The sequence below is a fragment of the Pseudomonas sp. NPDC087803 genome (genome assembly GCF_044742995.1).
In the GTDB taxonomy this organism is placed as follows: domain Bacteria; phylum Pseudomonadota; class Gammaproteobacteria; order Pseudomonadales; family Pseudomonadaceae; genus Aquipseudomonas.
Genome location: NZ_JBIUVO010000023.1, coordinates 8,553 through 33,798, shown reverse-complemented (window position 1 = coordinate 33,798; position 25,246 = coordinate 8,553). Strand labels below are relative to the sequence as shown.

The 25,246-nt window shown below is 59.5% G+C and carries 24 protein-coding genes and 1 pseudogene; 16 read left to right on the top strand and 9 right to left on the bottom strand.

Annotation, left to right across the window (positions count from 1 at the left end; genetic code table 11):
- Window positions 1–54 precede the first annotated feature (54 nt).
- Entirely contained in the window at window positions 55–1,485 is a 1,431-nt protein-coding gene (sbcB, locus tag ACIOUG_RS14400) for an exodeoxyribonuclease I (RefSeq protein ID WP_401066469.1), read from the top strand.
- Window positions 1,486–1,588: 103 nt separating this feature from the next.
- Here sbcB and mvaT read toward each other — a convergent pair whose 3' ends face one another.
- A complete protein-coding gene (gene mvaT / locus ACIOUG_RS14395) occupies window positions 1,589–1,966 on the bottom strand; it encodes a histone-like nucleoid-structuring protein MvaT (RefSeq protein WP_401066467.1) in 378 nt (125 codons plus the stop codon).
- Window positions 1,967–2,304: 338 nt separating this feature from the next.
- Here mvaT and purU point away from each other — a divergent pair, with 338 nt between their 5' ends.
- Window positions 2,305–3,153, top strand: coding sequence for a formyltetrahydrofolate deformylase (purU, locus tag ACIOUG_RS14390; RefSeq protein WP_401066465.1), 849 nt, complete (start codon window positions 2,305–2,307; stop codon window positions 3,151–3,153).
- An 87-nt stretch (window positions 3,154–3,240) separates the two neighbouring features.
- Window positions 3,241–3,417: a hypothetical protein gene (locus ACIOUG_RS14385; protein WP_401066463.1), complete on the top strand. Its 177-nt coding sequence runs from the start codon at window positions 3,241–3,243 to the stop codon at window positions 3,415–3,417.
- Window positions 3,418–3,499: 82 nt separating this feature from the next.
- On the opposite strand, the gene ACIOUG_RS14380 is transcribed toward ACIOUG_RS14385, so the two are convergent.
- Complete coding sequence (locus ACIOUG_RS14380; RefSeq protein WP_371917866.1) at window positions 3,500–4,264, bottom strand: methyl-accepting chemotaxis protein; 765 nt, start codon at window positions 4,262–4,264, stop codon at window positions 3,500–3,502.
- Between the two features lie 93 nt (window positions 4,265–4,357).
- Window positions 4,358–5,389: pseudogene (locus ACIOUG_RS14375) on the bottom strand (cache domain-containing protein); the annotation flags it as partial.
- A 186-nt stretch (window positions 5,390–5,575) separates the two neighbouring features.
- Here ACIOUG_RS14375 and ACIOUG_RS14370 point away from each other — a divergent pair.
- A complete protein-coding gene (locus ACIOUG_RS14370) occupies window positions 5,576–7,063 on the top strand; it encodes a helicase HerA-like domain-containing protein (protein ID WP_401066461.1) in 1,488 nt (495 codons plus the stop codon).
- 91 nt (window positions 7,064–7,154) lie between these two features.
- Here ACIOUG_RS14370 and ACIOUG_RS14365 read toward each other — a convergent pair whose 3' ends face one another.
- Window positions 7,155–7,610 carry a DUF721 domain-containing protein gene (locus tag ACIOUG_RS14365; RefSeq protein WP_401066460.1) on the bottom strand — a complete coding sequence of 152 codons (456 nt, stop codon included), beginning with the start codon at window positions 7,608–7,610 and terminating at the stop codon, window positions 7,155–7,157.
- Window positions 7,611–7,917: 307 nt separating this feature from the next.
- Between ACIOUG_RS14365 and secA the strand changes: the two genes are divergently transcribed.
- From secA to ACIOUG_RS14345, 4 genes are all read left to right on the top strand, one after another.
- Entirely contained in the window at window positions 7,918–10,653 is a 2,736-nt protein-coding gene (gene secA / locus ACIOUG_RS14360) for a preprotein translocase subunit SecA (RefSeq protein ID WP_401066458.1), read from the top strand.
- 122 nt (window positions 10,654–10,775) lie between these two features.
- The gene (gene argJ / locus ACIOUG_RS14355; protein WP_401066457.1) at window positions 10,776–11,993 is read left to right on the top strand and encodes a bifunctional glutamate N-acetyltransferase/amino-acid acetyltransferase ArgJ; all 1,218 of its coding nucleotides are present in this window, start codon (window positions 10,776–10,778) and stop codon (window positions 11,991–11,993) included.
- 180 nt (window positions 11,994–12,173) lie between these two features.
- Window positions 12,174–12,806 carry a glutathione S-transferase family protein gene (locus ACIOUG_RS14350; protein WP_401066455.1) on the top strand — a complete coding sequence of 211 codons (633 nt, stop codon included), beginning with the start codon at window positions 12,174–12,176 and terminating at the stop codon, window positions 12,804–12,806.
- Window positions 12,803–13,747, top strand: a complete 945-nt coding sequence (locus ACIOUG_RS14345) for a Nudix family hydrolase (RefSeq protein ID WP_401066454.1) — start codon at window positions 12,803–12,805, stop codon at window positions 13,745–13,747. The genes ACIOUG_RS14350 and ACIOUG_RS14345 overlap by 4 nt, the downstream gene beginning before the upstream one ends.
- 130 nt (window positions 13,748–13,877) lie before the next feature.
- Here ACIOUG_RS14345 and ACIOUG_RS14340 read toward each other — a convergent pair whose 3' ends face one another.
- From ACIOUG_RS14340 to ACIOUG_RS14330, 3 genes are read right to left on the bottom strand one after another with little or no spacing between them, the layout of a single operon-like run.
- Window positions 13,878–14,462, bottom strand: coding sequence for a cob(I)yrinic acid a,c-diamide adenosyltransferase (locus ACIOUG_RS14340; RefSeq protein WP_401066452.1), 585 nt, complete (start codon window positions 14,460–14,462; stop codon window positions 13,878–13,880).
- A gap of 3 nt (window positions 14,463–14,465) precedes the next feature.
- The gene (locus ACIOUG_RS14335) at window positions 14,466–16,502 is read right to left on the bottom strand and encodes an ATP-binding protein (RefSeq protein WP_401066450.1); all 2,037 of its coding nucleotides are present in this window, start codon (window positions 16,500–16,502) and stop codon (window positions 14,466–14,468) included.
- A 45-nt stretch (window positions 16,503–16,547) separates the two neighbouring features.
- On the bottom strand, window positions 16,548–17,465 hold the full coding sequence (locus ACIOUG_RS14330) for a putative 2-dehydropantoate 2-reductase (protein ID WP_401066448.1): 918 nt from the start codon (window positions 17,463–17,465) through the stop codon (window positions 16,548–16,550).
- 140 nt (window positions 17,466–17,605) lie between these two features.
- Between ACIOUG_RS14330 and ACIOUG_RS14325 the strand changes: the two genes are divergently transcribed.
- The gene (locus ACIOUG_RS14325) at window positions 17,606–18,091 is read left to right on the top strand and encodes a YajQ family cyclic di-GMP-binding protein (RefSeq protein ID WP_003227548.1); all 486 of its coding nucleotides are present in this window, start codon (window positions 17,606–17,608) and stop codon (window positions 18,089–18,091) included.
- A 151-nt stretch (window positions 18,092–18,242) separates the two neighbouring features.
- Window positions 18,243–19,085: a mechanosensitive ion channel family protein gene (locus ACIOUG_RS14320; protein WP_102355034.1), complete on the top strand. Its 843-nt coding sequence runs from the start codon at window positions 18,243–18,245 to the stop codon at window positions 19,083–19,085.
- A gap of 118 nt (window positions 19,086–19,203) precedes the next feature.
- Here ACIOUG_RS14320 and ACIOUG_RS14315 read toward each other — a convergent pair whose 3' ends face one another.
- Window positions 19,204–20,568 carry an OprD family porin gene (locus tag ACIOUG_RS14315; RefSeq protein ID WP_007962090.1) on the bottom strand — a complete coding sequence of 455 codons (1,365 nt, stop codon included), beginning with the start codon at window positions 20,566–20,568 and terminating at the stop codon, window positions 19,204–19,206.
- An 892-nt stretch (window positions 20,569–21,460) separates the two neighbouring features.
- On the opposite strand from ACIOUG_RS14315, the gene ACIOUG_RS14310 reads away from it, so the two are divergent.
- Window positions 21,461–21,886: an HIT family protein gene (locus ACIOUG_RS14310; protein WP_401066446.1), complete on the top strand. Its 426-nt coding sequence runs from the start codon at window positions 21,461–21,463 to the stop codon at window positions 21,884–21,886.
- Window positions 21,887–21,889: 3 nt separating this feature from the next.
- On the top strand, window positions 21,890–22,096 hold the full coding sequence (locus ACIOUG_RS14305; RefSeq protein WP_401066444.1) for a SlyX family protein: 207 nt from the start codon (window positions 21,890–21,892) through the stop codon (window positions 22,094–22,096).
- A 73-nt stretch (window positions 22,097–22,169) separates the two neighbouring features.
- Here ACIOUG_RS14305 and ACIOUG_RS14300 read toward each other — a convergent pair whose 3' ends face one another.
- Window positions 22,170–22,772, bottom strand: a complete 603-nt coding sequence (locus ACIOUG_RS14300) for a cold shock domain-containing protein membrane protein (RefSeq protein WP_401066442.1) — start codon at window positions 22,770–22,772, stop codon at window positions 22,170–22,172.
- A 310-nt stretch (window positions 22,773–23,082) separates the two neighbouring features.
- Here ACIOUG_RS14300 and ACIOUG_RS14295 point away from each other — a divergent pair, with 310 nt between their 5' ends.
- The 4 genes from ACIOUG_RS14295 to ACIOUG_RS14280 all read left to right on the top strand — a co-directional run.
- Window positions 23,083–23,553, top strand: coding sequence for a Dps family protein (locus ACIOUG_RS14295; protein WP_401066440.1), 471 nt, complete (start codon window positions 23,083–23,085; stop codon window positions 23,551–23,553).
- Between the two features lie 188 nt (window positions 23,554–23,741).
- Window positions 23,742–24,077, top strand: a complete 336-nt coding sequence (locus tag ACIOUG_RS14290) for a ribbon-helix-helix domain-containing protein (RefSeq protein ID WP_401066438.1) — start codon at window positions 23,742–23,744, stop codon at window positions 24,075–24,077.
- Window positions 24,078–24,210: 133 nt separating this feature from the next.
- Window positions 24,211–24,432, top strand: coding sequence for an FmdB family zinc ribbon protein (locus tag ACIOUG_RS14285; protein WP_003227532.1), 222 nt, complete (start codon window positions 24,211–24,213; stop codon window positions 24,430–24,432).
- Between the two features lie 100 nt (window positions 24,433–24,532).
- A partial coding sequence (locus ACIOUG_RS14280; protein ID WP_401066436.1) for an amino acid--tRNA ligase-related protein occupies window positions 24,533–25,246 on the top strand: 714 nt, incomplete at its 3' end.

Sequence of the window (25,246 nt, the reverse complement as noted above, 5' to 3'; positions counted from 1 at the left end):
CGCGATGGCCGTCTAACGCCTAGACTTTGCCGATCTTCAGTTCAGGAACCGCCCGTGACTTCAATCTTCTGGTACGACTACGAGACCACCGGCATCAATCCGCGCAACGACCGTCCGCTGCAGGTCGCCGGGATTCGCACCGACCACGACCTCAATGAAATCGACGAACCGGTCAACCTCTATTGCCAGCCCAGCGAAGACATCCTGCCGCACCCGGCGGCCTGCGCGATCACCGGCATTACCCCGGGGCAACTCGCCGAGCACGGCCTGAGCGAAGCCGATTTCATGACCCGCGTGCATGCGCAACTGGCGGCGCCCGGCACTTGCGGCGCGGGCTACAACACCCTGCGTTTCGACGACGAGATGACCCGCTACAGTCTGTACCGCAACTTCTTCGACCCTTACGCCCGCGAATGGCAGGGCGGCAACAGTCGCTGGGACTTGATCGACGTGGTACGCGCCGCTTACGCATTGCGTCCCGATGGTCTGGTCTGGCCGACCGATGATGCAGGCAAGGTCACCCTCAAGCTCGAACGCCTGACCGCCGCCAACCACATCGACCATGGGCATGCCCACGAAGCACTCTCGGACGTGCGCGCCACCATCGCGCTGGCGCGGTTGATCCGCGAGAAACAGCCGAAGTTGTATGACTGGCTGTTTCAGTTGCGCAGCAAGCAAAAGGTCATGGATCAGATTCGTCTGTTGCAACCGCTGGTGCATATCTCCGGACGATTTTCGGCGGCGCGGCATTTCGTCGGCGTGGTGCTGCCACTGGCCTGGCATCCGCGCAATCGCAATGCATTGATTGTCTGCGACCTGCACCTCGATCCGCAGGGCTTGCTGGATCTGGACGCCGACAGCCTGCGCCAGCGCCTGTACACCCGCCGCGACGATCTGGCCGAGGGTGAATTGCCGGTGCCGCTCAAGCTGATTCACATCAATCGTTGCCCGGTGGTGGCGCCGTTGTCGGTATTGCGTGCTGCCGATCAGCAACGACTGGGCCTGGACATGGCGCTGTATCAGGCGCGTGCTCTGCGGCTAAGTGACGCACAACAAGTTTGGAAAGATAAAGTGGCGGCAATTTACGCCAGCGAAGATTTCACCCCGAGCGAAGATCCGGAACAGCAGTTGTACGATGGATTTATCGGCGATCGTGATCGACGTCTATGCGAGCAAGTGAGGACGGCGGATCCGGCGCAATTAGCGCAAGAACACTGGCCGTTCGATGATGAACGTCTGCCGGAATTACTCTTTCGATATCGCGCACGTAACTTTCCCGATACGTTGAATTCTGAAGAGCAAGAACGCTGGAAAGTATTCTGTCAGCAGCGTTTGTCCGAGCCGCAAATGGGGGCGCCTAATACCCTGCAATCTTTTGCCGAGGCCGCGCAGCAATGGGCGCTTAGTGCTACGCCGATACAGAATCAAGTGCTCAGTGAGTGGCAGAATTATGTCCAGGCATTGCGCAAACGATTGAATCTTTGAAATCGAACATAGTGTGCCCATGAAATGCCGGGCATAAAAAAACGCCAGCGTAGGCTGGCGTTTTTCATGAGCCGCAGTGTCAGTCTGCGACAGGCGTTGCGGCTTAGCCCAGCAGGGTAGCCCAGCCTTCAACCACGTCACCGCCCCACTTGGCTTTCCACTCTTTCAGAGTCTTGTGGTTGCCACCTTTGGTTTCGATGACTTCGCCGTTGTGCGGGTTTTTGTATTGTTTAACTTTGCGCGCGCGCTTGGTGCCGGTAGTTTTTACTGGGGCGCCACGGGTGCCTTTGGTTTTCGATTCCGGATCCAGCAGGGCAATGATGTCGCGCAGGGACTTGGAGTATTCGCCCATCAGGGTGCGCAGTTTGCCTTCGAATTCCAGCTCGGCTTGCAATTTGTCGTCTTGCGACAGGTTCTTCAAACGCGCTTGCAGCTCTTTGATTGCTTCTTCGGTGGCGCGATATTCGTTGATCAAGGACATGGTAACTACCTTATGCGGATGTGTTGAATGGCAGGGGACAGTGCCGCAATAATAGTCAGGCTGTTTCATCAAGTAAACATTTAAGCGTTTTTTTTATTTGAATTAGTTGCGTGAAATAACCGGTAAATTGAACGGTCATTTAAATAATGTGAAGCAGTCATCACCCATATTCAGATTTATCTGGCCGAACAGCGCCAGTGCAGTGCAAACGTGTTGCCGTGCCGGGTGGTCAGGTACCGTCAGCCCTGCTGCCTCGGGGGAAGAGCTCATCAATACTGCAGTTTTCGCGCACAATCGCTAGAATGGCCGCCTTTGCGAAGTTCTGGAGTTTCCCCCTCATGCGCACCTTTCGGTTGGTGATTTCTTGCCCTGACCGCGTTGGCATCGTTGCCAAAGTCAGTAACTTTCTGGCATCCCACAACGGCTGGATCACCGAAGCGAGCCACCATTCGGATAATCAGAACGGCTGGTTCTTCATGCGTCACGAGATCCGTGCCGATTCACTGCCGTTTGGTATTGAAGTGCTGCGCGAGAAGTTTGCGCCGATCGCCGAAGAGTTTTCGATGGACTGGCGCATCACCGACACCGAGCAGAAGAAACGCGTGGTGCTGATGGCCAGCCGCGAATCCCACTGCCTGGCCGACTTGCTGCACCGCTGGCACAGCGACGAGCTCGACTGCGAAATCTCCTGTGTGATTTCCAACCACAACGACCTGCGCAGCATGGTCGAGTGGCACGGCATTCCGTACTATCACGTCCCGGTCAATCCGCAGGACAAGGAGCCGGCGTTCGCCGAAGTGTCGCGCCTGGTCAAGCAGCACGATGCCGAAGTGGTGGTCCTGGCGCGTTACATGCAGATCCTGCCGCCGTCGCTGTGCAGTGAGTACGCGCACAAGGTGATCAACATTCACCACAGCTTCCTGCCGTCGTTCGTCGGTGCCAAGCCGTACCATCAGGCGTCGCTGCGCGGCGTGAAGCTGATCGGCGCGACCTGCCATTACGTGACCGAAGAGCTGGACGCCGGCCCGATCATCGAGCAGGACGTGGTGCGCGTCAGCCACAGCGACAGCATCGAAGACATGGTGCGTTTCGGCCGTGACGTCGAGAAGATGGTGTTGGCCCGTGGCCTGCGTTATCACCTCGAAGACCGCGTGCTGGTGCACGGCAACAAGACCGTGGTGTTCTGATCGAACTCACGTACGCTTGAATAAAGAAGGGCCTGGGCGTTCAATCGTCCAGGCCCTTCTTTCGTTTCAGCCCTTGAGGAACTGCCCGTGAGCGATCCACTGGACAAAGCCACTGCGAAAGCGCCCGCCACCCTGGGCGAGGGCTGTCTGAGCCGTTACGACCCGGAAGACCTGAGCCCGGAAGACGGCACCGAGTTTCCCGGCGCTGCGGAACTCTGGGAGCAGGTGAAACCCGAACCGCACGAAGACAGTGAGTCAGCCTGAAAAGATCGCAGCCTGCGGCAGCTCCTACAAGGGCAATCCTTAGCCACTGTAGGAGCTGCCGCAGGCTGCGATCTTTTGCTCTTTAAATGCGGAAACTGCCGACCAGTTGCTTCAGGCGCGCAGCCTGCTGCTCCAGGTCCGAACAGGCGCGCAAGGTTGCCTGCAGGTTCTCGACGCCTTCCTGGTTCAAGGTATTGATCTCGGTGATATCGACGTTGATCGACTCGACCACCGCCGTCTGTTCCTCGGTCGCGGTCGCCACCGACTGGTTCATCCCGTCGATCTCGCCAATGCGCTGGGTCACGCTGTTGAGGCGTTCGCCGGCGAGGTTGGCGATTTCCACGCTGTCCTGGCTGTGGCGCTGACTGTCACTCATGGTGCTCACCGATTCACGGGCGCCGACCTGTAACTCCTCGATCATGGTTTGCACCTGCTGCGCCGATTCCTGAGTGCGGTGCGCCAGGTTGCGCACTTCGTCCGCCACCACGGCAAAACCACGTCCGGCCTCACCGGCCCGCGCGGCTTCGATCGCCGCGTTGAGTGCCAGCAGGTTGGTCTGCTGGGAGATGCTGGTGATCACTTCGAGAATCTGCCCGATGTTCACGGTTTTGCTGTTCAGCGACTCGATGTTGGTACTGGAGGCGCTGAGCATGCTCGACAGTTGATTCATCGCCTTGATGCTGCGATCCACCACTTGCTGGCCGTCTTCGGCCAGGCCACGGGCGTCACTGGCCTGGTTCGAGGCCTGCGCGGCATTGCGGGCGATTTCCTGGGCGGCGGCGCCCAGTTGATTGATCGCGGCGGCAACGCTGCTGGTGCGCGAGGCTTGCTGGTCGGAGTTGTACATCGACGAGTTGGACGCCGCGACCACGCGCAGTGCGACCTCGTTGACCTGGCCGGTGGCCGACGACACTTCGCGGATCGAACCGTGAATACGCTCGACGAAACGGTTGAACGCGGTACCCAGCACGCCGAATTCATCGTTATTGACGATGGTCAGGCGCTTGGTCAGGTCGCCTTCGCCATCGGCGATGTCTTCCATGGCACGGGTCATCACGTGCAGCGGCTGGATCAGCAGGCGAATCAGCATGCCCAGCAACGCAATGATGATCACCACCGCAATCACCGTGGCAATCACCGCCGAGGTGCGGAACTCACTGAGCATCGAGAAGGCTTTGTCCTTGTCCACCGACAGACCGATGTACCAGTTGACCGACGGCAGGCCTTTGATCGGGGTGAAGCTGACGATACGGGTCTTGCCGTCGACCGTGATTTCACTGAAGTCGCTGCTGATGCGCGGGGTGTCCTGCGGATAGGCTTCTTTCAGTGATTTCATCACCAGTGCCTTGTCCGGGTGCACCAGGATCTTGCCGTCGGCACTGACCAGGAACGCGTAGCCCATGCCGGAGAAGTCCCGGGCGGTGAGGGTGTCGACCAGGGTTTGCAGGCTCAGGTCACCGCCGACCACGCCAACGCTCTGGCCGGCTTTTTTCGAGGCGGTGGCGATGGAGATGATCAACTGGCCGGTGGCGGCGTCGATGTACGGTTCGGTCAGCGTCGACGCGCTGCTGCTCTCGGCACCTTTATACCAAGGGCGCACGCGCGGATCGAAACCGTCCGGCATCTTCACGTCCGGGCGGATGGTGAAGTGACCGGTGGCATCGCCCAGGTAAGTGGCCATGAACGTCGAAGTCAGGGATTTCTGTTCCAGCAGGCTGGCGACGTTAGCCGGTTCCGGATTGATGGCGATGTTCTGGGCGGCGTTCTCGACCAGCAGAATGCGCCCGTTGAGCCAGGTCTGGATGTTATCGGCGGTGACTTCGCCCATCTCGTTGAGATAGTTGTTCAGGTCATCGCGAATCGCGTTGCGTTGCAGCCAGTCGTTGTACAGCGTGAACGAGGCGAAAGCGGCGATGACGATGAGGGCGGCGGCAAGCAAAATTTTATGGCTGAAGCGTAGATTTTTGTTCATGGCTTGGGGTTCCGCTAAGGTCTTAATGTCCTGGGCGTGCTTTTATAAAGGCGCGCAATATGGGCAAGGGTGAAACAAACTGATATTTCCGACTCTCCTTAGGGAAATGTCCGACCAACTTTTCAGTCAGGTTCTCGCCTTTATCTATCGGCCATCGCGAATTAAAGATTAACCATAGGTGACAAAATGCCTGACACATCGCAACTTGTTATCGGCGCCGATCTGGCGGGGCAACCGATTGCTCAGGCCATGCGCCTGGCTAACCGCCACGGGCTGATCGCCGGTGCCACCGGGACCGGCAAAACCGTGACTTTGCAGCGCCTCGCCGAAGCGTTCAGTGACGCCGGGGTTGCGGTATTCGCCGCTGACATCAAGGGCGATCTGTGCGGCCTGGGCGCTGCCGGTAATCCGCAGGGCAAGGTCGCCGAGCGCATCGCCGGGATGCCTTGGCTCGATTACAAGCCGCAGGCTTATCCGGTGACGCTGTGGGACATTCACGGCGCCTCCGGTCATCCATTGCGCACGACCTTGAGTGAAATGGGCCCGCTGCTGATCGGCAGTCTGCTGGAACTGACCGACAGCCAACAGTCGGCGCTGTACGCGGCGTTTAAAGTGGCCGACCGCGAAGGCCTGTTGTTGCTGGATCTGAAAGACCTCAAGGCGCTGCTCAATCACCTCAAGGACAACCCGCAACTGTTGGGCGAAGACGCCGCGCTGATGACCACCGGTTCCAGTCAGGCACTGTTGCGTCGGCTGGCGACTCTGGAGCAGCAGGGCGCTGAGGCTTTGTTCGGCGAACCGGCGTTGCAACTGGAAGACATTCTGCAACCGGCCGCCGATGGCCGTGGGCGCATTCATTTGCTCGATGCCAGTCGTCTGGTGCACGAGGCGCCGAAGGTCTACGCGACCTTCCTGCTGTGGTTGCTGGCCGAGCTGTTCGAGCAGTTGCCGGAGCGCGGCGATGCCGACAAACCGCTACTGGCGCTGTTCTTCGATGAGGCGCATTTGCTGTTCGGAGATACGCCCAAGGCGTTGCAGGAGCGTCTGGAGCAGGTGGTGCGGCTGATTCGCTCGAAAGGCGTCGGCGTGTATTTCGTCACCCAGTCGCCCGGCGACCTGCCGGATAACGTGCTGGCGCAACTCGGCCTGCGCATCCAGCACGGTCTGCGCGCGTTTACCGCCAAGGAGCAGAAATCCCTGCGCGCGGTGGCTGATGGCTTCCGGCCGAATCCGGCGTTCGACACTTTGTCGGTCCTGACCGAACTGGGCATCGGCGAAGCACTGGTCGGTACGTTGCAGGAAAAAGGCACGCCGGAGATGGTCCAGCGCGTGCTGGTGGCGCCACCGCAATCGCGGATCGGGCCGTTGAGCGAAACCGAACGTACGATGCTGATTGCCGGCTCGCCGTTCAAGGGCCGTTATGACAAGCCGATCGACCGCGAATCCGCGTACGAAATCCTGATGGGCCGCAAGGATCTGGCGCCGCAGGCCGAAGTACCGGCGGACAAACCGGCAGCCGAGGAACCGAGCCTGGCCGATCGTGCCGGGGAGTTTCTGGGCACGGCGGCGGGGCAGGCGCTGAAGTCAGCGATGCGCCAGGCGGCCAATAATCTGGGCAAGCAACTGGTGCGCGGGCTGATGGGTTCGTTGCTCGGTGGCAGCAAACGCCGCTAAATGCAAAGATCGCAGCCTGCGGCAGCTCCTACAGGGGAAACACTTTCCACCTGTAGGAGCTGCCGCAGGCTGCGATCCTTTGATCTTGCCTTCAGCTTTTGTCTTTAGCGTGCGCCGCCAGGCGCTCAAGCGCCGCACGCAGGCCAGGATCGCTGATCCCGTCGGCCGTGGACTGAATGGTCGCCGCCGCATCGCTCGACAGGTCCATCGTGTGCCCGACAGCCCCAGGCTGGACGATCGGGGGGCGCACGCTGAATTTGATTCGCGTCAGGTTGGCGAACTCTTCGAACAGCTGCAGTTGCCGTTGCAGGCGTTTTTGCTGGTAGCGCAGGCGTGTGGCCCAATGGCCGTCGGTGACCACCAGCGACAGTTCGCCTTCACGCCACTTGGCCACATGACAATGCGCGCGGGCGGCGGGTTGCAGCTGGCTTTCGAGCAGGCGTTGCAGATGAGCGAGGCGCTGGGCATGACCGAGAATGGCTTTGAGCGGCTTGGCTTCGCGTAGCAGAACGGCGGGCGCTCTGGCTGTAAGGGGGCGAAATGCCATGATCGAACACCTGAAGTAACAGAAACGCCATGTTAGCAGAAAGCTACGGAACCACTCGCCCATTGCTTTTGTCCCTGCTTTACCCATTAAATCAACAACTAACTTCTTGCCTTGATGGGTTGAAGTTGAGCAAAACGCCCTTATTTTAAGTGAGCCCCGTCAAAGCGCAGTGCCAGCATCGTGGAATATCGCCACTTTCCTCACCACCGTTTCCGGGTAGAATGCTCGTTCGCATGCGGCCATGAGGGCTGCACGGGCGACTCACGGGGCCGCCCACCAACCCATTATTGTGGAAGATCCTGCCGATATGTTTGCGCCTTTGTTAAAGAAACTTTTTGGAAGCAAGAACGAGCGTGAAGTCAAACGCATGCTCAAGACGGTGCAGCTCGTCAATGCCTTCGAAGAGCAAATGGTGGCCCTTTCGGACGATCAGTTGCGCGCCAAGACCAATGAGTTCAAGGCCCGTATCGCCAAAGGGGAATCCCTCGACAAGCTGTTGCCTGAAGCCTTCGCGGTCGCCCGTGAAGCGGGCAAGCGCGTCATGGGCATGCGCCACTTCGACGTCCAGTTGATCGGTGGCATGACCTTGCATGAAGGCATGATTGCCGAAATGCGTACCGGTGAGGGTAAAACCCTCGTGGCGACCCTGGGCGTTTACCTCAACGCGCTGTCCGGCAAGGGCGTGCACGTTGTAACCGTGAACGACTACCTGGCCCGCCGTGACGCCAACTGGATGCGCCCGCTGTATGAATTCCTCGGTCTGACCGTCGGCGTCGTGACGCCGTTCCAGCCGCCGGAAGAGAAGCGCGCCGCCTACGCTGCCGACATCACCTACGGTACCAACAACGAATTCGGGTTCGACTACCTGCGCGACAACATGGCGTTCAGCATGGAAGAGAAATTCCAGCGCGAACTCAATTTTGCCGTGATCGACGAAGTCGACTCCATCCTCATCGACGAAGCCCGTACCCCGCTGATCATTTCCGGTCAGGCCGAGGACAGTTCCAAGCTGTACATGGAGATCAACAAACTGATCCCGCAGCTGGAACTGCACGTTGAAGAGGTCGAAGGCCAAGTCACCAAGGCCGGTCACTACACCATCGACGAGAAGACCCGTCAGGTCGAACTCAACGAAGCCGGTCACCAGTACATCGAAGAAATGCTCACCGGCGTCGGCTTGCTGGCCGAAGGCGAGAGCCTGTACTCGGCGCATAACCTGGGTCTGCTGACTCACGTCTACTCGGGTCTGCGTGCGCACAAGCTGTTCCATCGCAACGTCGAATACATCGTGCAGGACGGCCAGGTCGTGCTGGTCGACGAACACACCGGCCGTACCATGCCGGGTCGTCGTCTGTCCGAAGGCCTGCACCAGGCCATCGAAGCCAAGGAAGGTCTGAACATTCAGGCCGAAAGCCAGACCCTGGCCTCGACCACGTTCCAGAACTACTTCCGTTTGTACACCAAGCTGTCCGGCATGACCGGTACCGCCGACACCGAAGCGTTCGAATTCCACCAGATCTATGGCCTGCAGGTCATGGTCATTCCGCCGAACAAGCCGTTGGCGCGTAAAGACTACAACGACCTGGTGTTCCTGACCGCCGAAGAGAAATACGCGGCGATCATCAATGACATCAAGGAAGGCATGGCCCAGGGCCGTCCGATCCTGGTGGGTACCGCGACCATCGAAACTTCCGAGCACGTGTCCAACCTGCTCAACAAGGAAGGCATCGAGCACAAGGTCCTCAACGCCAAGTTCCACGAAAAAGAAGCCGAGATCATCGCGCAAGCCGGTCGTCCGGGCGCCCTGACCATCGCCACCAACATGGCCGGTCGCGGTACCGACATCCTGTTGGGCGGTAACTGGGAAGTGGAAGTCGCGGCGCTGGAAAACCCGAGCCCTGAGCAGATCGCCCAGATCAAGGCCGACTGGCAGAAGCGTCACCAGCAAGTGCTGGAGTCCGGCGGTCTGCAGGTGATCGCCTCCGAGCGTCACGAATCCCGTCGTATCGACAACCAGCTGCGTGGCCGTGCCGGTCGTCAGGGTGATGCCGGTTCCAGCCGCTTCTACCTGTCGCTGGAAGACAGCCTGATGCGCATCTTCGCCTCTGACCGGGTGAAGAACTTCATGAAAGCCTTGGGCATGCAGCCGGGCGAAGCGATCGAACACCGCATGGTGACCAACGCGATCGAGAAGGCGCAGCGCAAGGTGGAAGGTCGCAACTTCGACATCCGCAAGCAACTGCTCGAGTTCGACGACGTCAACAACGAACAGCGTAAAGTGATTTATCACATGCGTAACACGTTGCTGGCCGCTGACAACATCGGTGAAACCATCGCTGACTTCCGTCAGGACGTGCTCAACGCCACCGTCAGCGCACACATTCCCCCACAATCGCTGCCAGAGCAGTGGGACGTGGCCGGTCTGGAAGCTTCGCTGGCCAGTGACTTCGGGGTGAAACTGCCGATCCAGCAATGGCTCGACGAAGACGATCACCTGTACGAAGAGACGCTGCGCGAGAAGCTGATGGTCGAGCTGATGGCGGCGTACAACGAGAAAGAAGATCAGGCCGGTGCCGACGCACTGCGCTCGTTCGAGAAGCAGATCGTTCTGCGCGTGCTGGACGATCTGTGGAAAGACCACCTGTCGACCATGGATCACCTGCGTCACGGCATCCACCTGCGTGGCTACGCCCAGAAGAACCCGAAGCAGGAATACAAGCGCGAGTCGTTCACGCTGTTCTCCGAGCTGCTGGATTCGATCAAGCGCGACTCGATCCGTGTGCTGTCGCACGTTCAGGTGCGCCGCGAAGATCCGGAAGCCGAAGAGCAACGCCTGCGTCAGGAAGCCGAAGCACTGGCCGCCCGCATGCAGTTCGAACACGCCGAGGCCCCGGGTCTGGAGCAACCGGAAATGTTGGGTGAAGAGGTCGATGTCGCCCTCGCCACCGCGCCGGTGCGCAACGAGCAGAAGCTGGGCCGCAACGAACTGTGCTACTGCGGTTCGGGCAAGAAATTCAAGCATTGCCACGGGCAGATTCAGTAACCCCCGTTTCAATCGCTGAAATACCCGCGCCGCGACCGGCTCCTGCCGTCGCGGCGTTTTGCCATTTACACCACCGCCATCACTCTGGGCGGTGCTGACATCATTGAGTAAGGAGCGCATTCATGGCTGTTGGTCTTGGTCCTTTGCCTACGTTGCACCCGGTTGCCGGTTTTGAACTCGGTATCGCCTCGGCCGGCATCAAGCGCCCGGGGCGCAAGGATGTGGTAGTGATGCGCTGTGCCGAAGGTTCGACCGTGGCCGGTGTGTTTACGTTGAACGCTTTTTGCGCCGCGCCGGTGATCCTGGCGAAAAAACGTGTGCAGAACGCTGTGCGTTACCTGCTGACCAACACCGGTAATGCCAACGCCGGTACCGGTGAGCCGGGCCTGGCGGCTGCCGAGCGCACCACCGCCAGACTGGCCGAGCTGACCGGTGTCGATGCCAGTCAGATTCTGCCGTACTCCACCGGGGTGATCGGTGAGCCGCTGCCGGTCGAGAAGATCGAAGGCGCGTTGCAGGCGGCGCTGGATGACCTGTCGGAAAACAACTGGGCAGCCGCCGCCACCGGCATCATGACCACCGATACCCTGCCCAAGGGAGCCAGCCGCCAGTTCCAGCATGACGGCGTAACCATCACCGTCACCGGCATCAGCAAAGGCGCAGGCATGATTCGCCCGAACATGGCGACCATGCTCGGCTACATTGCCACCGACGCCAAAGTCTCCCGCGACGTGCTGCACAACCTGATGCTCGACGGTGCGAACAAGTCGTTCAACCGCATCACCATCGACGGCGACACCTCGACCAACGACTGCTGCATGCTGATTGCCACCGGCAAGGCTGCACTGCCGGAAATCACCCGCGCCGAAGGCGAGCTGTTCAACAAGCTGAAACAAGCGGTATTCGAAGTGTGCATGGACGTGGCCCAGGCCATCGTGCGCGACGGCGAAGGCGCGACCAAGTTCGTGACTGTTGAAGTCAACGGTGGCGGCAATCATCAGGAATGCCTGGACGTCGGTTACACCGTGGCCCACTCGCCGCTGATCAAGACCGCGCTGTTCGCCTCCGATCCGAACTGGGGCCGCATTCTCGCCGCCGTCGGCCGTGCCGGCGTGCCGGACCTGGATGTGAGCAAGATCGACGTGTTCCTCGGCGATGTGTGCATCGCCAGCCGTGGCGCGCGCGCAGCGACCTACACTGAAGCGCAAGGCTCGGCGGTGATGCAGCAGGAAGAGATCACCATCCGCATCGAGCTGGGTCGCGGCGATTGCAGCGAAACCATCTGGACCACCGACCTGTCGCATGAATATGTGAAGATCAACGCCGAATACCGCACCTGATCCAAGGGGTGAGGGTAGGCTGCCGGCCTCTTCGCGGGCAAGCCCGCTCCCACAGGGTCCTGCGGTGTACACAACCTTTGTGAGCGACCAAAACCTCTGTGGGAGCGGGCTTGCCCGCGAAGGCGTTGGTCCAGTCATAACAAGTCTTGAAGCTTTCCACTGACGAAAAGGCGCCACACCATGTCCCTGCACCTGATCATCGGCGACAAACTGCTGTCCTCCTGGTCCCTGCGCGCTGCCCTGGCGCTGGAACTGACCGGCGCTCCCTACACCGAAGAACTGATCAAGCTCGGCAAGCCCGACACCCGCGAGCGCCTGCTCAAGCATTCGCCGACCGCCAAGGTGCCGCTGCTGCAAACCTCTCGGGGCACGGTGGCCGATTCTCTGGCGATTGCCGAATACCTGGCCGAGCAGTTCCCGTCCGAACAGCTCTGGCCCGCCGACCTGTTCGCCCGTGCCCAGGCGCGATCCGCCTGTGCGCAGATGCACAGCGGTTTTTTCGCCATGCGCAATCACATGCCGTTCAACCTGAGCCACGATGCACCGCTGAACCCGGTGCCGCCGGAAGTGAAGGTCGATATCGAACGCATGCTCGCGCTGTGGGCGGAATGTCGCGCGGTGGCCACTGAAACCGGGCCCTATCTGTTTGGCCGGGTAAGTCTGGCCGATGCGTTTTTCGCCCCGATTGCCGTGCGCCTGCGGACTTACCAGGTGCAGTTGCCGGCGGTTGATCAGGCCTATGTTGAAACCGTCTACCAATGGCCTGCCTTCAAGGCGTGGCAGAAGGCTGGACTGGAGGAGTTGAATCCGTGAAACGCGTACACGTCGCGGCTGCCGTCATTCGTGACGACAGCGGCAAAATCCTCATCGCCCGCCGTGCCGACACCCAGCATCAGGGCGGCCTGTGGGAATTTCCCGGCGGCAAGGTCGAGGCTGACGAATCCGTCGAAAGCGCGCTGGCGCGCGAGCTGCAGGAAGAGTTGGGCATTGTCGTCGGCGCCGTTCGTCCACTGATCAAGGTTCGCCACGATTACCCGGACAAACAGGTGTTGCTGGATGTCTGGGAAGTTTCCCGGTTCACCGGTGAACCGCACGGTGCCGAGGGCCAGCCACTGGCGTGGGTAACCGCCAAGGATCTGCTGAACTATGAATTCCCGGCGGCCAATCAGCCGATCGTGGCTGCGGCGCGTCTGCCCGGCGAATACCTGATCACTCCGGAAGATCTGGAAGCCCCGGCCTTGCTGCGTGGCATCCAGAAAGCGATTGCCGGCGGGATCAAGTTGATCCAGCTGCGCGCGCCGAACGGCTATGACCCGAAATACCGCGATCTGGCGGTGGATGCGGTCGGTCTGTGCGCCGGCAAGGCGCAGTTGATGATCAAGGGGCCGTTCGAATGGCTCGGCGATTTCCCGTCTGCCGGTTGGCACATCACCGCCGCGCAACTGCGCAAATACGCCGCAGCAGGGCGACCGTTGCCGGCCGAACGCTGGTTGGCGGCGTCCTGCCATAACGCGGAAGAGCTGGCACTGGCCGAGCAGATGGGCGTGGATTTCGTCACCCTGTCGCCGGTACAGCCGACCTTGACCCACCCGGATGCGCAGCCGTTGGGCTGGGAGCAGGCTTCGACGTTGATCGAGGGCTTTGGCAAGCCGGTGTTCTTGCTTGGCGGGGTTGGCCCGGCGGAGCGCGAAAGGGCTTGGAGTGTTGGGGCTCAGGGTGTGGCGGGGATTCGGGCGTTCTGGCCGGAAGCTTGATTATGTGCTGAGGCCACTGGCCTCATCGCTGGCAAGCCAGCTCCCACAGGTATTGGGTGCACCGCAAATGCGGAGAACGACACAGAACCTTGTGGGAGCTGGCTTGCCAGCGATGGCGGCCGATAAAACACTACATTTCTGTTGGTTTTGCAGCAGGCTGCCACAAAATCTCCGCCACCCCCTGCCGTCGCGCAATCAACCGCGCTGCCACAAACAACAGATCCGACAACCGATTGATATACGCCAGACCAACCCCGGCCAACGGCTCGATCGCGTTCAAATGCTGACAACGGCGCTCGGCACTGCGCGCCAGACTGCGGCACACATGGGCCTGGGCAATCAGCAGCGACCCGCCGGGCAGAATGAAATTCTCCAGCGGCCCCAATTCCTCGTTCCATACATCAATCGCTGCTTCCAAGCGCTCGATTTCCGCCGCATTCAGCGCCTGATATTGCGGCATCGCCAGCTCACCACCGAGGTCAAACAGACGATGCTGGCAAGGCGCGAGCACGTCGATCAGTTCAGTCAGTCCCGGAAACGCCTCGCGCTCGGCGATCAGCCCGGCCAGTAGCACGCCGACCTGACTGTTCAGCGTGTCGACTTCGCCAATGGCTTCGATGCGTGGGTGATCCTTGGGTACGCGGCGGCCATCGCCCAGGCCGGTTTCGCCTTTGTCGCCGGTGCGGGTGTAGATCTTCGACAAGCGAAAGCCCATGGGTTACCTCGGTAGTTGATTGTTTTCGGCGGCAATGGCTGCCGGTTGTGCCAACGGCAGGCGCAGGGTGAAACAGGTGCCCTGACCGGGGGCCGATTGCACTTCCATCTGGCCTTTGTGGTTGTTGGTGATGATGAAGTACGACACCGACAGCCCAAGGCCCGTGCCCTGGCCGATTTCCTTGGTGGTGAAGAACGGCTCGAAGGTGCGCTTGCGCACGCTCTCACTCATGCCGATGCCGTTGTCCTCGACCTGAATCTCGGCCCATGGCGGATTGAGCTTGGTGCGCAGGATGATCCGCCCCGGCTCGCTGTCGTCTTCGCGCTGATGAATGGCTTGCGCAGCGTTTTTCAGCAAGTTGAGCAGCACTTGCTCGAGTTCGTTGGCGGTGCCTGGCACTGGGCCGAGCGCCGGGTCGAACTGGCGGATGATCGCCTGGCCCTTGAAGTCGAAACCGATCGCCAGATCGAAGTCGTTGCCGGCAATTTCCACCGCTTGATCGATCAGCGCGGGCAGATCGCACGGGGCCATTTGCCGGGTGCTGCGCCGGCTGAAGCTGAGCATGTGGGTGACGATTTTTGCTGCGCGGGCGCCGGCCTGCTGGATGCCGTCGAGCAGTTTCGGCACTTCGCGGCTTTGCAGGTAACGGTTGACCGTGTCCAGTTCGATGCCGAGCTGTTCAGCGGTTTCGAGGTTCTTCGGCAGATCCGCCGACAGCCGCCGACGGATGTTCTGCACGTTGTGCAGGATCGCGCCGAGCGGGTTGTTGATTTCGTGGGCCATGCCGGCAGCGAGGCCGCCGACCGAGAGCATTTTTTCCGACTGCACCATCATTTCTTCCAGCGACAGGCGCTGGGTGATGTCGTCGATGCGGATCACTACACCGCGCCCGGCGCCGCCCATCAGCGGGTAAAAGGTCAGGGCGTAGTGCTTGGGCTCGTCGTCCTTGAACCAGGTCACCCGTTCGATCTTCGCCACCGTGTGCTCTTCCACGGTCTGCTTGAGTTGCGGCAGAAACGGCTTGAGCGGTTCGAAGGCGAGGAAAATCGGCTGGTTCAGCGCTTCGTCCAGACGCGTCCCGGAGAGGGCGCTGGCCTCCTGGTTCCACTGGGTCACGTAAAGCTGCTCGTCGAGGGCGATCAGCGCCGAGGGCATCGAGTCGATGATACTGTTGAGGTAGTTCTGGAATCCGGTGAGCTTCTTTTCGATCTTGCTGCGTACCTGGACTTCCAGTTCCAGCTTGCGGTTGGTGTGGCGGGTTTCCTCGGCCAGACCCTGAGCCTGATCATAAGCCGCCTGCGAGTCATCGCGGGCGCGTTTGAGCTGCTGCTCGCGGGCTTCGATGCGCGAGAGCATGGTGTTGAACGCTTCGGCGAGGCTGCCGATTTCATCGTGGTTGCCGCGTGAGGCGCGCAGCGCGTAGTTCTCTTCGCGAGTGACCTGCCGCGACAGCTCTTCCAGCTCATGGATCGGGCGGGTGATCAGGCGTTTGATCTGCCGCGCAATCACCAGCCACAGCAACACACTGAAAATCAGGATGCCGAGGCTGGCAGTCAGGGTGCCGGTGTAGAACGCCATCGGCAGTTCACTGCTGGCGACCAGCAGCAAGTGCCCAGGCGCAGTGCCGGGGCGGGGCAGGGTGATCAACTGGTTGCTGCGAAATTCGGTAAGTTGCCAGGCTTCGATGTGCCGGTAGCGTTCCGGCAGATTGAGTTTGTCGCCCCGCTGTACCTGAGCGATGCGGTCACCCTTGCCGTCGTACAGCGCCGCCGCGCGCAACGGCGAATAGCTGTCGAGTTCCTTGAGCAGGCGTTCGGCGCTTTGTGGCGACTCCAGCGCTTGCGAGACCAGGCTCGGGTTGGAGATCAGCCGGCCGATGGTCTGCAAAGCTTGCGGCGCCATGCTTTCCTGGGAGATGTAATAGGCGGCGCTGATAAAGGTCAGGTTGGCGACCAGTAAAACAGTGGTCAACAACACCAGCAGGGCGGCCAGCAGTTTCTGGCCGACCGGCAGGTTTTCAAGGCGCTGGCGCAATGGCATCAGGTTTATCGCAGCAAAGGAACAAGTGGGCAGCGTAGCCGCTGCTCAGTCGCTGGGCAATCCAAGGCTGTGCAGATGGCTCACTAGCCGCTGCTGTAATTGCTTGAGGTGCGGCAGGTTCAACTGATGACGGCTGGCGACTTTGCAGGCGTGGCCCAGCAGATAGCTGATTTCGGTGCGGCGGCGGTTGGCCACGTCCTGATACATCGACGAGTAATTGGCCGCGGTGGCGTGGATCACTCGTTCGACTTCCTGTTGCAGATTGACCGCGGCTGCCGGTTGACCGCAACGCTCCAGCAATTCGGCAAGTTCCGCGCACAGCGTGGCGACTTCGCATTGATGCTGCTCCAGCCCGCCGTTACGGCAATCATGGAGCACGGTCAGTGGATTGATCGCGCAATTGAGCGCCAGTTTGCGCCACAGCCGGGTGAGGATGTCGGTGCTCCACTCGTGGGGGATTTTCGCCGCCTCAAGATCATCCAGCCAGATCGGCGCCACCGGATGCCCGGCATCGCCCAGCCAGGTGAAACCGTGGCCGGCAAACACCACGCGCCAGTCGCCGTCGCGGAAAGCGCCTTCGGTGCTGGAGGCGCTGATGCAGCGTGCCTGCGGAACGACCGATGCGACGGCGTCCTGACTGCCGAGGCCGTTCTGCAGCAGGATCAGCTCGGCATCAGCGCTCAGGCGCGGAGCGAGGCGGGCGACGGCGCTTTCGGCGTCATAGGCCTTGCAAGCGACCAGCAGGCGGCGGATTGGCTCCGGGTCGTCCGCCGTTTGCGCGGGGACGGCGTAGTTCGTGGCTGCGCCGTGTTCGACCAGCGTCAGACCACCGGCCGCCTGATAGCTGCGCAAGCGCTCGGCATCCCGCACGATCAGGCGCACCGGCAGACCGGCACGGGCCAGACGCGTGGCCCACAGCGTGCCGAGGCTGCCGGCGCCGAGAATGTGCCAGGGGGTGGACATCAGTTTTTCACTCGGTAAGGTACTGGCATGCAAGGCTCGCCGTATCGGTGGGAAAAGACCCGTTATAATGAGCCGGATTTTAACCGCAAGCCAAGCGCGCTCCGTCCTGATCGAGCGCGCCTTTTTATTGGAGAGACTACATGCCGTCGTTCGACGTGGTATCCGAACTGGACAAACACGAGCTGACCAACGCGGTCGAGAACGCCGTGAAGGAACTCGATCGTCGCTATGACCTGAAAGGCAAAGGCAGCTTCGAGTTCAAGGAAAAGGACCTGACCGTCAACCTGACCGCTGAAGCCGGGTTCCAGCTGGAAGCGATGATCGAGATCCTGAAGCTGGCTCTGACCAAGCGCAAGATCGATGTGCAGTGCCTTGAAGTCAAAGACGCTTACGCCTCGGGCAAACTGATGAAGCAGGACGCAATCCTCAAGGAAGGCATCGACAAGGAGCTGGCGAAGAAGATCGTCGCTCACATCAAGGACGCCAAGCTCAAGGTGCAGGCCGCCATTCAGGGCGAGCAGGTGCGTGTGACCGGCAAGAAGCGCGATGACCTGCAGGAAGCCATCGCGGCCCTGCGTGCCAAGGAATTCGGCATGCCACTGCAGTTCAACAACTTCCGCGACTAAGTCCGGTCAGATGGCTGTGGGAGCGGGCTTGCTCGCGAAAGCGGTGTGTCAGGCAACTCATTGTTGAATGACACAGCGCTTTCGCGAGCAAGCCCGCTCCCACTTTTAATTTGTGTACAGCCCCGGGTAGCCGGACATCAGGAGATGAAAGATGGATTTGAATGCTGAGGTAGACAACCTGGTCAAGGCATCCCAGGCGTGGATTCCGATGATCATGGAATACGGCAGTCGCGTGCTGCTGGCGGTGATTACCCTGGCGATCGGCTGGTGGCTGATCAACAAGGTCACGCAAAAGCTCGGCGGTCTGCTGGCCCTGCGCAATGCCGACCTGGCGCTGCAAGGCTTCATCAGCAGCCTGGCGAACATCATCCTCAAGGTGTTGCTGATCGTCAGCGTCGCCTCGATGATCGGCGTGGAAACCACCTCGTTCGTGGCCGCGATCGGTGCTGCCGGTCTGGCGATTGGTCTGGCGTTGCAGGGCAGTCTGGCGAACTTCGCCGGCGGCGTACTGATTCTGCTGTTCCGTCCGTTCCGTATCGGTGACTGGATCGAAGCGCAAGGCGTGGCGGGCACTGTCGACAGCATCCAGATTTTCCACACCGTGCTGCGTACTGGTGACAACAAGACCATCATCGTCCCGAACGGCAATCTGTCGAACGGCATCATCACCAACACCAACCGTCAGCCAACCCGCAAAGTGGTGTTCGACGTAGGTGTGGATTACGAAGCGGATCTGCAAAAGGCGCGTCAGGTGCTGCTGGATCTGGCCAAAGATGATCGGGTGATGCAGGACCCTGCGCCGCAAGCGGTCATTTCGACGCTGGGTGACAGTTCGATCACTGTGTCCCTGCGTGTGTGGGTTAAAACTGCAGACTATTGGGATGTGATGTTCATGTTTAATGAACAATCGCGTGATCGTTTGAAGACAGCCGGGATTGATATTCCGTTTCCACAGCGCGTAATTCGTGTGGTTCAGGAATCGGCAACACAATGATAGGTTGCTAATTAAATGCCTGACTTGTTGGTCAGGCATTTATTACAAGTGACAGGCAATAAAAAAGGCCCATCCGAAGATGGGCCTTTTTTTATGCTTCCAAACTAACCACTGACAATTACAGGATGTTCAGTGGGTATTCGGTGATCAGGCGGAACTCTTTAACGTCGCCTTCGCCCTGGTCGGCGTTAGCAGTGTGCCAGGCTTGACGGATGCGGAACGACAGATCCTTCGCTGGGCCAGACTGGACAACGTACTTGGCTTCGAAGTTGGTTTCGTGGTGTTTGCCATCTTCACCGTAGAGCGGTGCGCCAGTGCTGGTGCGGTATTGGCTGTTTGCAGCCAGACCGGTACCGTCGATATCCCAACCTTTGACGTAACGAACCATGAAGCTCAGGCCTGGTACGCCGTACTCGGCCATTTTCAGGTCGTAACGGGCTTGCAGGGATTTCTCGCCTGGACCGTTGAAGTCAGAGTACTGGATGGAGTTGGCGAGGAAGATCGAGTCGCCGCCACGGTTGTTCTTGCCCACGCCGACGTAGTCGAACGGGGTATCGCCATTAACCTTCTGGAAGGCCAGGGTGAAGGTGTGTGCCTTCAGGAACGACAGCGCGGTTGCCAGGGAGAAGGCGGTGTTGCTGATGTCACCTGCCAGCTTGTCACCGGTATCGGTGGTGCGGTAGATGTTGAAGTCAGTGTTCAGCGAAGTGTCGCCACCGAATGGGGTGGTGAGGTTCACGTTCGCGTAGTACTGGTTCCAGACGTCTTCCAGCTTGGCACCGTAGAGCGATGCGCTCAGGTTTTCGGTGATGCCGTATTTGCCGCCGAAATAGTCGATCGACTTGGCTTCTACGCCAGCGTAGTTCGCATACAGGCCGCCGTTACGGGCGTTCTTGTCCTGGCTGGTCGCCGAGTAGAAGTGACCGGCTTCGAGGTCAAGGTCTTTGACTTCGCTGCTCTGCAGCTGGAAGCCGCTGGCAGTTTGCGGAATGATGCGGGAACCACCGACAGCGAACACTGGAGCAGTGCTTGGCTGTTGGTCACCGACTTTCAGTTCGGTTTTGGAGATGCGGAATTTAACGGCAGCGCCGGCTTTGCCTTGGCTGTCGTTAACGTCGCGAGCGCCGTTGTTCGGATTGACGACATCGCTACGGCTCATGTTACCCGAACCGGAAGTACCGTCACCACCGTCCAGTTTGATAGCCAGATAGCCGAAAGCGTCAACGCCTACGCCGACAGTACCTTGGGTGTAACCGGAGGTGAAATTACCCAGAAAACCTTGTGTCCAGTCTTTCTGGTCAGCGCCACCGTTCTTGTTGTCGCGGTTGAAGTAGTAGTTCTTCAACGTTTCGGTGAGTTTTGCGTCTTCAACGAAACCTTTGGCTTCTGCCTGGTCACTAACAAACGGGGCGGCCGTAGCCAACTGAGTGCTGGCTGCTGCTGCAACTGCCAGTGCGATTGTGCTCCACTTCATCACGCGCATCGTGATTTGCTCCTTTGGTTTTAGAAGAGTACTGCCGTCCCACCTGTTTTATTATCTGGGCGGCTCTTTCTTTTTGTGTCGGCGCAAACTTATATCACGCCGACAATGTTGGCGATACTTGCTCATACAACCTTTCATGTTCTTTACGACAGCGTCGCAAACAGTTGGGTTGATGTCGCAAATTCACAGTACCCATGCAGCCGGGCTGACAACTTTATCGCTGTTTCTGGGCCTTTTTGCATCGGTAAAAAAGAGTCCCTGGCAAAACACTTGAATCTCCATTGGGGCAACCCTGCCACCGTATTGGTTGACCTCAAGCCTCCACTTCCCGTGGTGCGCTTATAGACCATGTGTGTCCTGATGCAACAAGCGTGCACAAAGTGCAGGGCTGCTACGTTTATTTTTCCGAACACCTGCATGAAACTGTAAAAACCGCATAAAAACGGGGGTTCAAGCCCTTTTGTATCAGGTGCTTGACGCATACCTTTACATCGTGTTCTCACGTTCGAGTGGGGCCGTGACAGTTAAAAACGTTACCGGTTCACCCCATCAGTGAGTATTTGGCGGATGCCCGACGCACTGAGCGTAGACGCACTGTGCGGTTTTGGTGCAAAAAATTTACAGGCTGTACCGGATTCGTACAGATTGGGGTGAGTCCGTTGTCGGCGGAGTCAGGTTTGCGGGCTATTTTTCGTGTTCCAAGGTTGTCCTGGCTCTCTGGTGGTGCGTGTGCTCTGCGAATGTCACATGGCGGAGCTCTGCCGGGATGGCCGGGCACGGTCATCGTGAAGCCCGGCGCATTCACAGGTATGCTGCCTGCCTGTCGCTTGGTGCGTTGCCTGTCTGGATGGCCGCTAAGCTGAATTGTGTAGATCAGCCGGGAGTGCACGCAGTGTTTGCTTTAGATTCACGACTTCAACAGGACACCCTGACCATCGGCGACTTCCCGCTCTGCCGACTGCTGTTGTCCAACGATGCGAATTACCCGTGGTTCATCCTGGTGCCGCGTCGCGACGATATCAGCGAGTTGTTTCAATTGGATGTCGCCGAGCAGCAGCAGTTGTGGCAGGAAACCACGGCGCTGGCAGAACTGCTCAAGGACCTGTTCGACGCCGACAAGATGAACGTCGCAACCCTGGGCAATGTTGTCAGTCAGTTGCATATGCATGTGATCGTGCGCAAACGTGATGATGCGGCATGGCCGGCGCCGGTCTGGGGCAAGCACCCGGCCAAACCTTACAGCGCCGAGCAGATCGCTGGCATTCGTGAGCGGCTGCGCCTGGTGCTGACCGAACACTTCACGTTTCTGGAGGGCTGAGCCATGAACCTTGAAGAACGCGTTACCGAGCTGGAAAGCCGTCAGGCCTTTCAGGATGACACCATTCAGGCGTTGAATGACGAACTGGTGGCGCAGCAGCGGGTGATCGAGCGCCTGCAACTGCAGATGGCAGCGTTGCTCAAGCGCCAGGAAGAAATGGTCGGGCAGTTTGATTCCTTCGAGGAAGAGGCGCCACCGCCACACTATTGATTTCGGCCCTTGTGTACGGGCATAAAAAAAACCGCGATCAGCCTGGCTGCTCGCGGTTTTTTCTTGCCTTGGATCAGCGACGCGGCAGGGCGGCGATCACGTCCTCGGCTTGCAGGCCTTTATCCCGGTTCATCACCGAGAACTCTACGCGCTGGCCTTCGACCAGTACGCGGTGGCCTTCGCCACGGATTGCACGAAAGTGCACGAAAATATCATCGCCGGAATCCCGGGAGATAAAGCCGAAACCCTTGGAAGTGTTGAACCACTTGACGGTGCCGGTATCGCGGTTGCTCATGTCATAGCTGACAGGCGCGGCAGCCGGTGAAGATTTGTAGAAGCTCACAGCCAGATGCACAACCACGGCAACCAGGGCGATCACCAGGCTGAACAGCACGGCCGGTTGACCGGCGATGACGGGCATCGGTGCGATCAGGGTCAGGGTTTGCAGGACGACAGTCAGCACGAGAAGAGCGCTGACCAGATTTTGCAGATGCTGGCGCGGGCCTTTGTTCCAGTAAGGGATCACTGGAGCAATGATCAGGTTCAGCAGGCCGAAAAAGGCCAGGTAAAGTGCATCGGGCTGTTGCAGGTAAGGAACGGCTTCGGATTTCAAGCTGGGTATGAACGACAGCAGCAAGGCTGCTGCGCCCATTAGCAGGTGGACGATTTTCAACATTTTGATTGGCTCACGTTATGACGGCTCACAAGGAAGAGCTGAAGGCGCACGGTTCGCTTCGGAACAATAAAGAGGCGTTGGACACGTGCCCGGCATCAGCCTATGCGCGACACCCCCGAAAAATGGGGCGTAGCGACACACTGCCTATTTAACAGCAAAGCCTGCAGCTACTCAAATTACCCCGGCCAGCGGCACCGGCCCGGTCGATTTGTCGCACGGCGAGTGAAGATTGCCGGCTGCGAGGTGGCGGCTGCCTTGCTAGAGTGGGGCTGCACCTGTTGGATGAATTCAATCGCCTTAGGGGGTAAACATGGCAATCGATATCGGTATCAATGAAGAAGACCGCAAGTCCATCGTCGAGGGGCTGTCGCGGCTGCTGTCGGACACCTACGTGCTGTATCTGAAAACCCATAACTTCCACTGGAACGTCACCGGTCCGATGTTCAGGACCCTGCACCTGATGTTCGAAGAGCAGTACAACGAGCTGGCGCTGGCGGTGGATCTGATCGCCGAGCGTATCCGCGCTCTGGGTTTTCCGGCGCCGGGGGCCTACGCGACTTACGCGCGTCTCTCCTCTATTAAAGAAGAAGTCGGCGTGCCGAGTGCCGAGGACATGATCAAGCAATTGGTCGATGGCCAGGAAGCCGTGACGCGCACCGCTCGCGGCATCTTCCCGCTGTTGGACAAGGTCAGTGACGAGCCGACGGCCGACCTGCTGACCCAGCGCATGCAAGTGCATGAGAAGACCGCCTGGATGCTGCGCGCGCTGCTCGAGACCTGATAAGCCGTTGCGCGGATGTCCAAGGGTGGTGGATGTCCGCGCGCTGTTTCAAGTCTTACTGAACATGTCGGCTTATCCTACGCAGCTGGGCAACTAGTCATCTGGCGCTGACTTTGCGTCTGCGGTTTTATGAAGACACAGGATGTTGTCTTGATAAAACGCAGCGATGGCAAAGGAGTGTCAGCGATATGGTAGGTGGAGACAGGCGAAGCGAACACGTCGGTTCGCAGCAGGAAATGAAGGTCGATCCGTTTGTCAGGGGTTTCGATTTCGAGCTGATCCGGCCGTTGTCCAGGTCGATACGCTTGAACGGGTTTGCCACGTGCTTGAGGCTCGAGCAGGTTTACTGGAACATTCTGGGAGAGATGGCCGGACACAACGGCTGTTCGGTCAGTACGCTGCTGTCCCATGTGGATCGCGAAGTGCACCTGCGCCACGGCGGGGTGAAAAACTTCAGCGGTCTGGTGCGGGTGGTGTGTGTGATGAATGGCCTGAGGGATACCCCGTCGGCCGCAATGCCCTGAAAGGGCGATACTTGAAATGACATGGCGGGCTGTGCAGTCTTACGGCTGCACAGCCCGCATTTAATGGATATAATCCCGCTCTTTCGCCGCAAAGCCCTGCGCGCGGTGGCAATCTGATCGCCGAGACACCCCCATGCCGATGTACGATTATCAATGTGCTTCCTGTGGTCATCAGTTGGAAGCCATTCAAAAGATCAGCGAGGCACCGCTGGTCGACTGCCCTGCCTGTCAGGCGCCAGAGCTCAAAAAACAGCTGTCCATGCCGGGTTTTCGCCTCAGCGGCAGCGGTTGGTACGAAACCGATTTCAAGACCGGAGCCAAGAAGAATCTGGCCGGTGGCGACAAATCTGACTAGGGTTCAGGCCCAGGTCGAACGACACGCGTGAGATTGCCGATCGCTTGAATGCGATGGGATCTCCACCGAATTTCGAATTACGAGAAGCGAAACCACTACCATGATGCGCAGCCATTATTGCGGCCAACTGAACGAAAGCCTGGAAGGCCAGGAAATTACCCTTTGCGGATGGGTTCACCGTCGTCGCGACCACGGCGGGGTGATTTTCCTCGATATCCGTGATCGTGATGGTCTGGCTCAGGTGGTGTTCGATCCGGATCGCGCCGAGAGCTTCGCCGCCGCCGATCGCGTGCGCAGCGAATACGTCGTGAAGATCACCGGCAAGGTGCGTCTGCGTCCGGCCGGTGCGACCAACGCCAACATGGCGTCGGGCATGATCGAAGTGCTGGGCTACGAGCTGGAAGTGCTGAACGAAGCGGAAACCCCGCCGTTCCCGCTCAACGAATACTCCGACGTCGGCGAAGAAACCCGCCTGCGCTACCGCTTCCTGGACCTGCGTCGTCCGGAAATGGCCGAGAAGCTGCGTCTGCGTTCGCGCATGACCACCAGCATCCGTCGCTACCTCGACGAGAACGGCTTCCTCGACGTGGAAACGCCGATCCTGACCCGTGCAACTCCGGAAGGCGCCCGCGACTACCTGGTGCCGAGCCGTACTCACGCCGGTTCGTTCTTCGCCCTGCCGCAATCGCCTCAGCTGTTCAAGCAGCTGCTGATGGTGGCCGGTTTCGACCGTTACTACCAGATCGCCAAGTGCTTCCGCGACGAAGACCTGCGTGCCGACCGTCAGCCTGAGTTCACTCAGATCGACATCGAG

Coding starts and splice junctions, on each gene's coding strand:
- mvaT (WP_401066467.1), bottom strand. CDS start 1,966: ATGTCCTTGATCAACGAATATCGCGCCACCGAAGAAGCAATCAAAGAG.
- purU (WP_401066465.1), top strand. CDS start 2,305: ATGCGCACCTTTCGGTTGGTGATTTCTTGCCCTGACCGCGTTGGCATC.
- ACIOUG_RS14380 (WP_371917866.1), bottom strand. CDS start 4,264: ATGTACAACTCCGACCAGCAAGCCTCGCGCACCAGCAGCGTTGCCGCC.
- ACIOUG_RS14370 (WP_401066461.1), top strand. CDS start 5,576: ATGCCTGACACATCGCAACTTGTTATCGGCGCCGATCTGGCGGGGCAA.
- ACIOUG_RS14365 (WP_401066460.1), bottom strand. CDS start 7,610: ATGGCATTTCGCCCCCTTACAGCCAGAGCGCCCGCCGTTCTGCTACGC.
- secA (WP_401066458.1), top strand. CDS start 7,918: ATGTTTGCGCCTTTGTTAAAGAAACTTTTTGGAAGCAAGAACGAGCGT.
- argJ (WP_401066457.1), top strand. CDS start 10,776: ATGGCTGTTGGTCTTGGTCCTTTGCCTACGTTGCACCCGGTTGCCGGT.
- ACIOUG_RS14350 (WP_401066455.1), top strand. CDS start 12,174: ATGTCCCTGCACCTGATCATCGGCGACAAACTGCTGTCCTCCTGGTCC.
- ACIOUG_RS14340 (WP_401066452.1), bottom strand. CDS start 14,462: ATGGGCTTTCGCTTGTCGAAGATCTACACCCGCACCGGCGACAAAGGC.
- ACIOUG_RS14335 (WP_401066450.1), bottom strand. CDS start 16,502: ATGCCATTGCGCCAGCGCCTTGAAAACCTGCCGGTCGGCCAGAAACTG.
- ACIOUG_RS14330 (WP_401066448.1), bottom strand. CDS start 17,465: ATGTCCACCCCCTGGCACATTCTCGGCGCCGGCAGCCTCGGCACGCTG.
- ACIOUG_RS14325 (WP_003227548.1), top strand. CDS start 17,606: ATGCCGTCGTTCGACGTGGTATCCGAACTGGACAAACACGAGCTGACC.
- ACIOUG_RS14320 (WP_102355034.1), top strand. CDS start 18,243: ATGGATTTGAATGCTGAGGTAGACAACCTGGTCAAGGCATCCCAGGCG.
- ACIOUG_RS14315 (WP_007962090.1), bottom strand. CDS start 20,568: ATGCGCGTGATGAAGTGGAGCACAATCGCACTGGCAGTTGCAGCAGCA.
- ACIOUG_RS14305 (WP_401066444.1), top strand. CDS start 21,890: ATGAACCTTGAAGAACGCGTTACCGAGCTGGAAAGCCGTCAGGCCTTT.
- ACIOUG_RS14300 (WP_401066442.1), bottom strand. CDS start 22,772: ATGTTGAAAATCGTCCACCTGCTAATGGGCGCAGCAGCCTTGCTGCTG.
- ACIOUG_RS14295 (WP_401066440.1), top strand. CDS start 23,083: ATGGCAATCGATATCGGTATCAATGAAGAAGACCGCAAGTCCATCGTC.
- ACIOUG_RS14290 (WP_401066438.1), top strand. CDS start 23,742: ATGGTAGGTGGAGACAGGCGAAGCGAACACGTCGGTTCGCAGCAGGAA.
- ACIOUG_RS14285 (WP_003227532.1), top strand. CDS start 24,211: ATGCCGATGTACGATTATCAATGTGCTTCCTGTGGTCATCAGTTGGAA.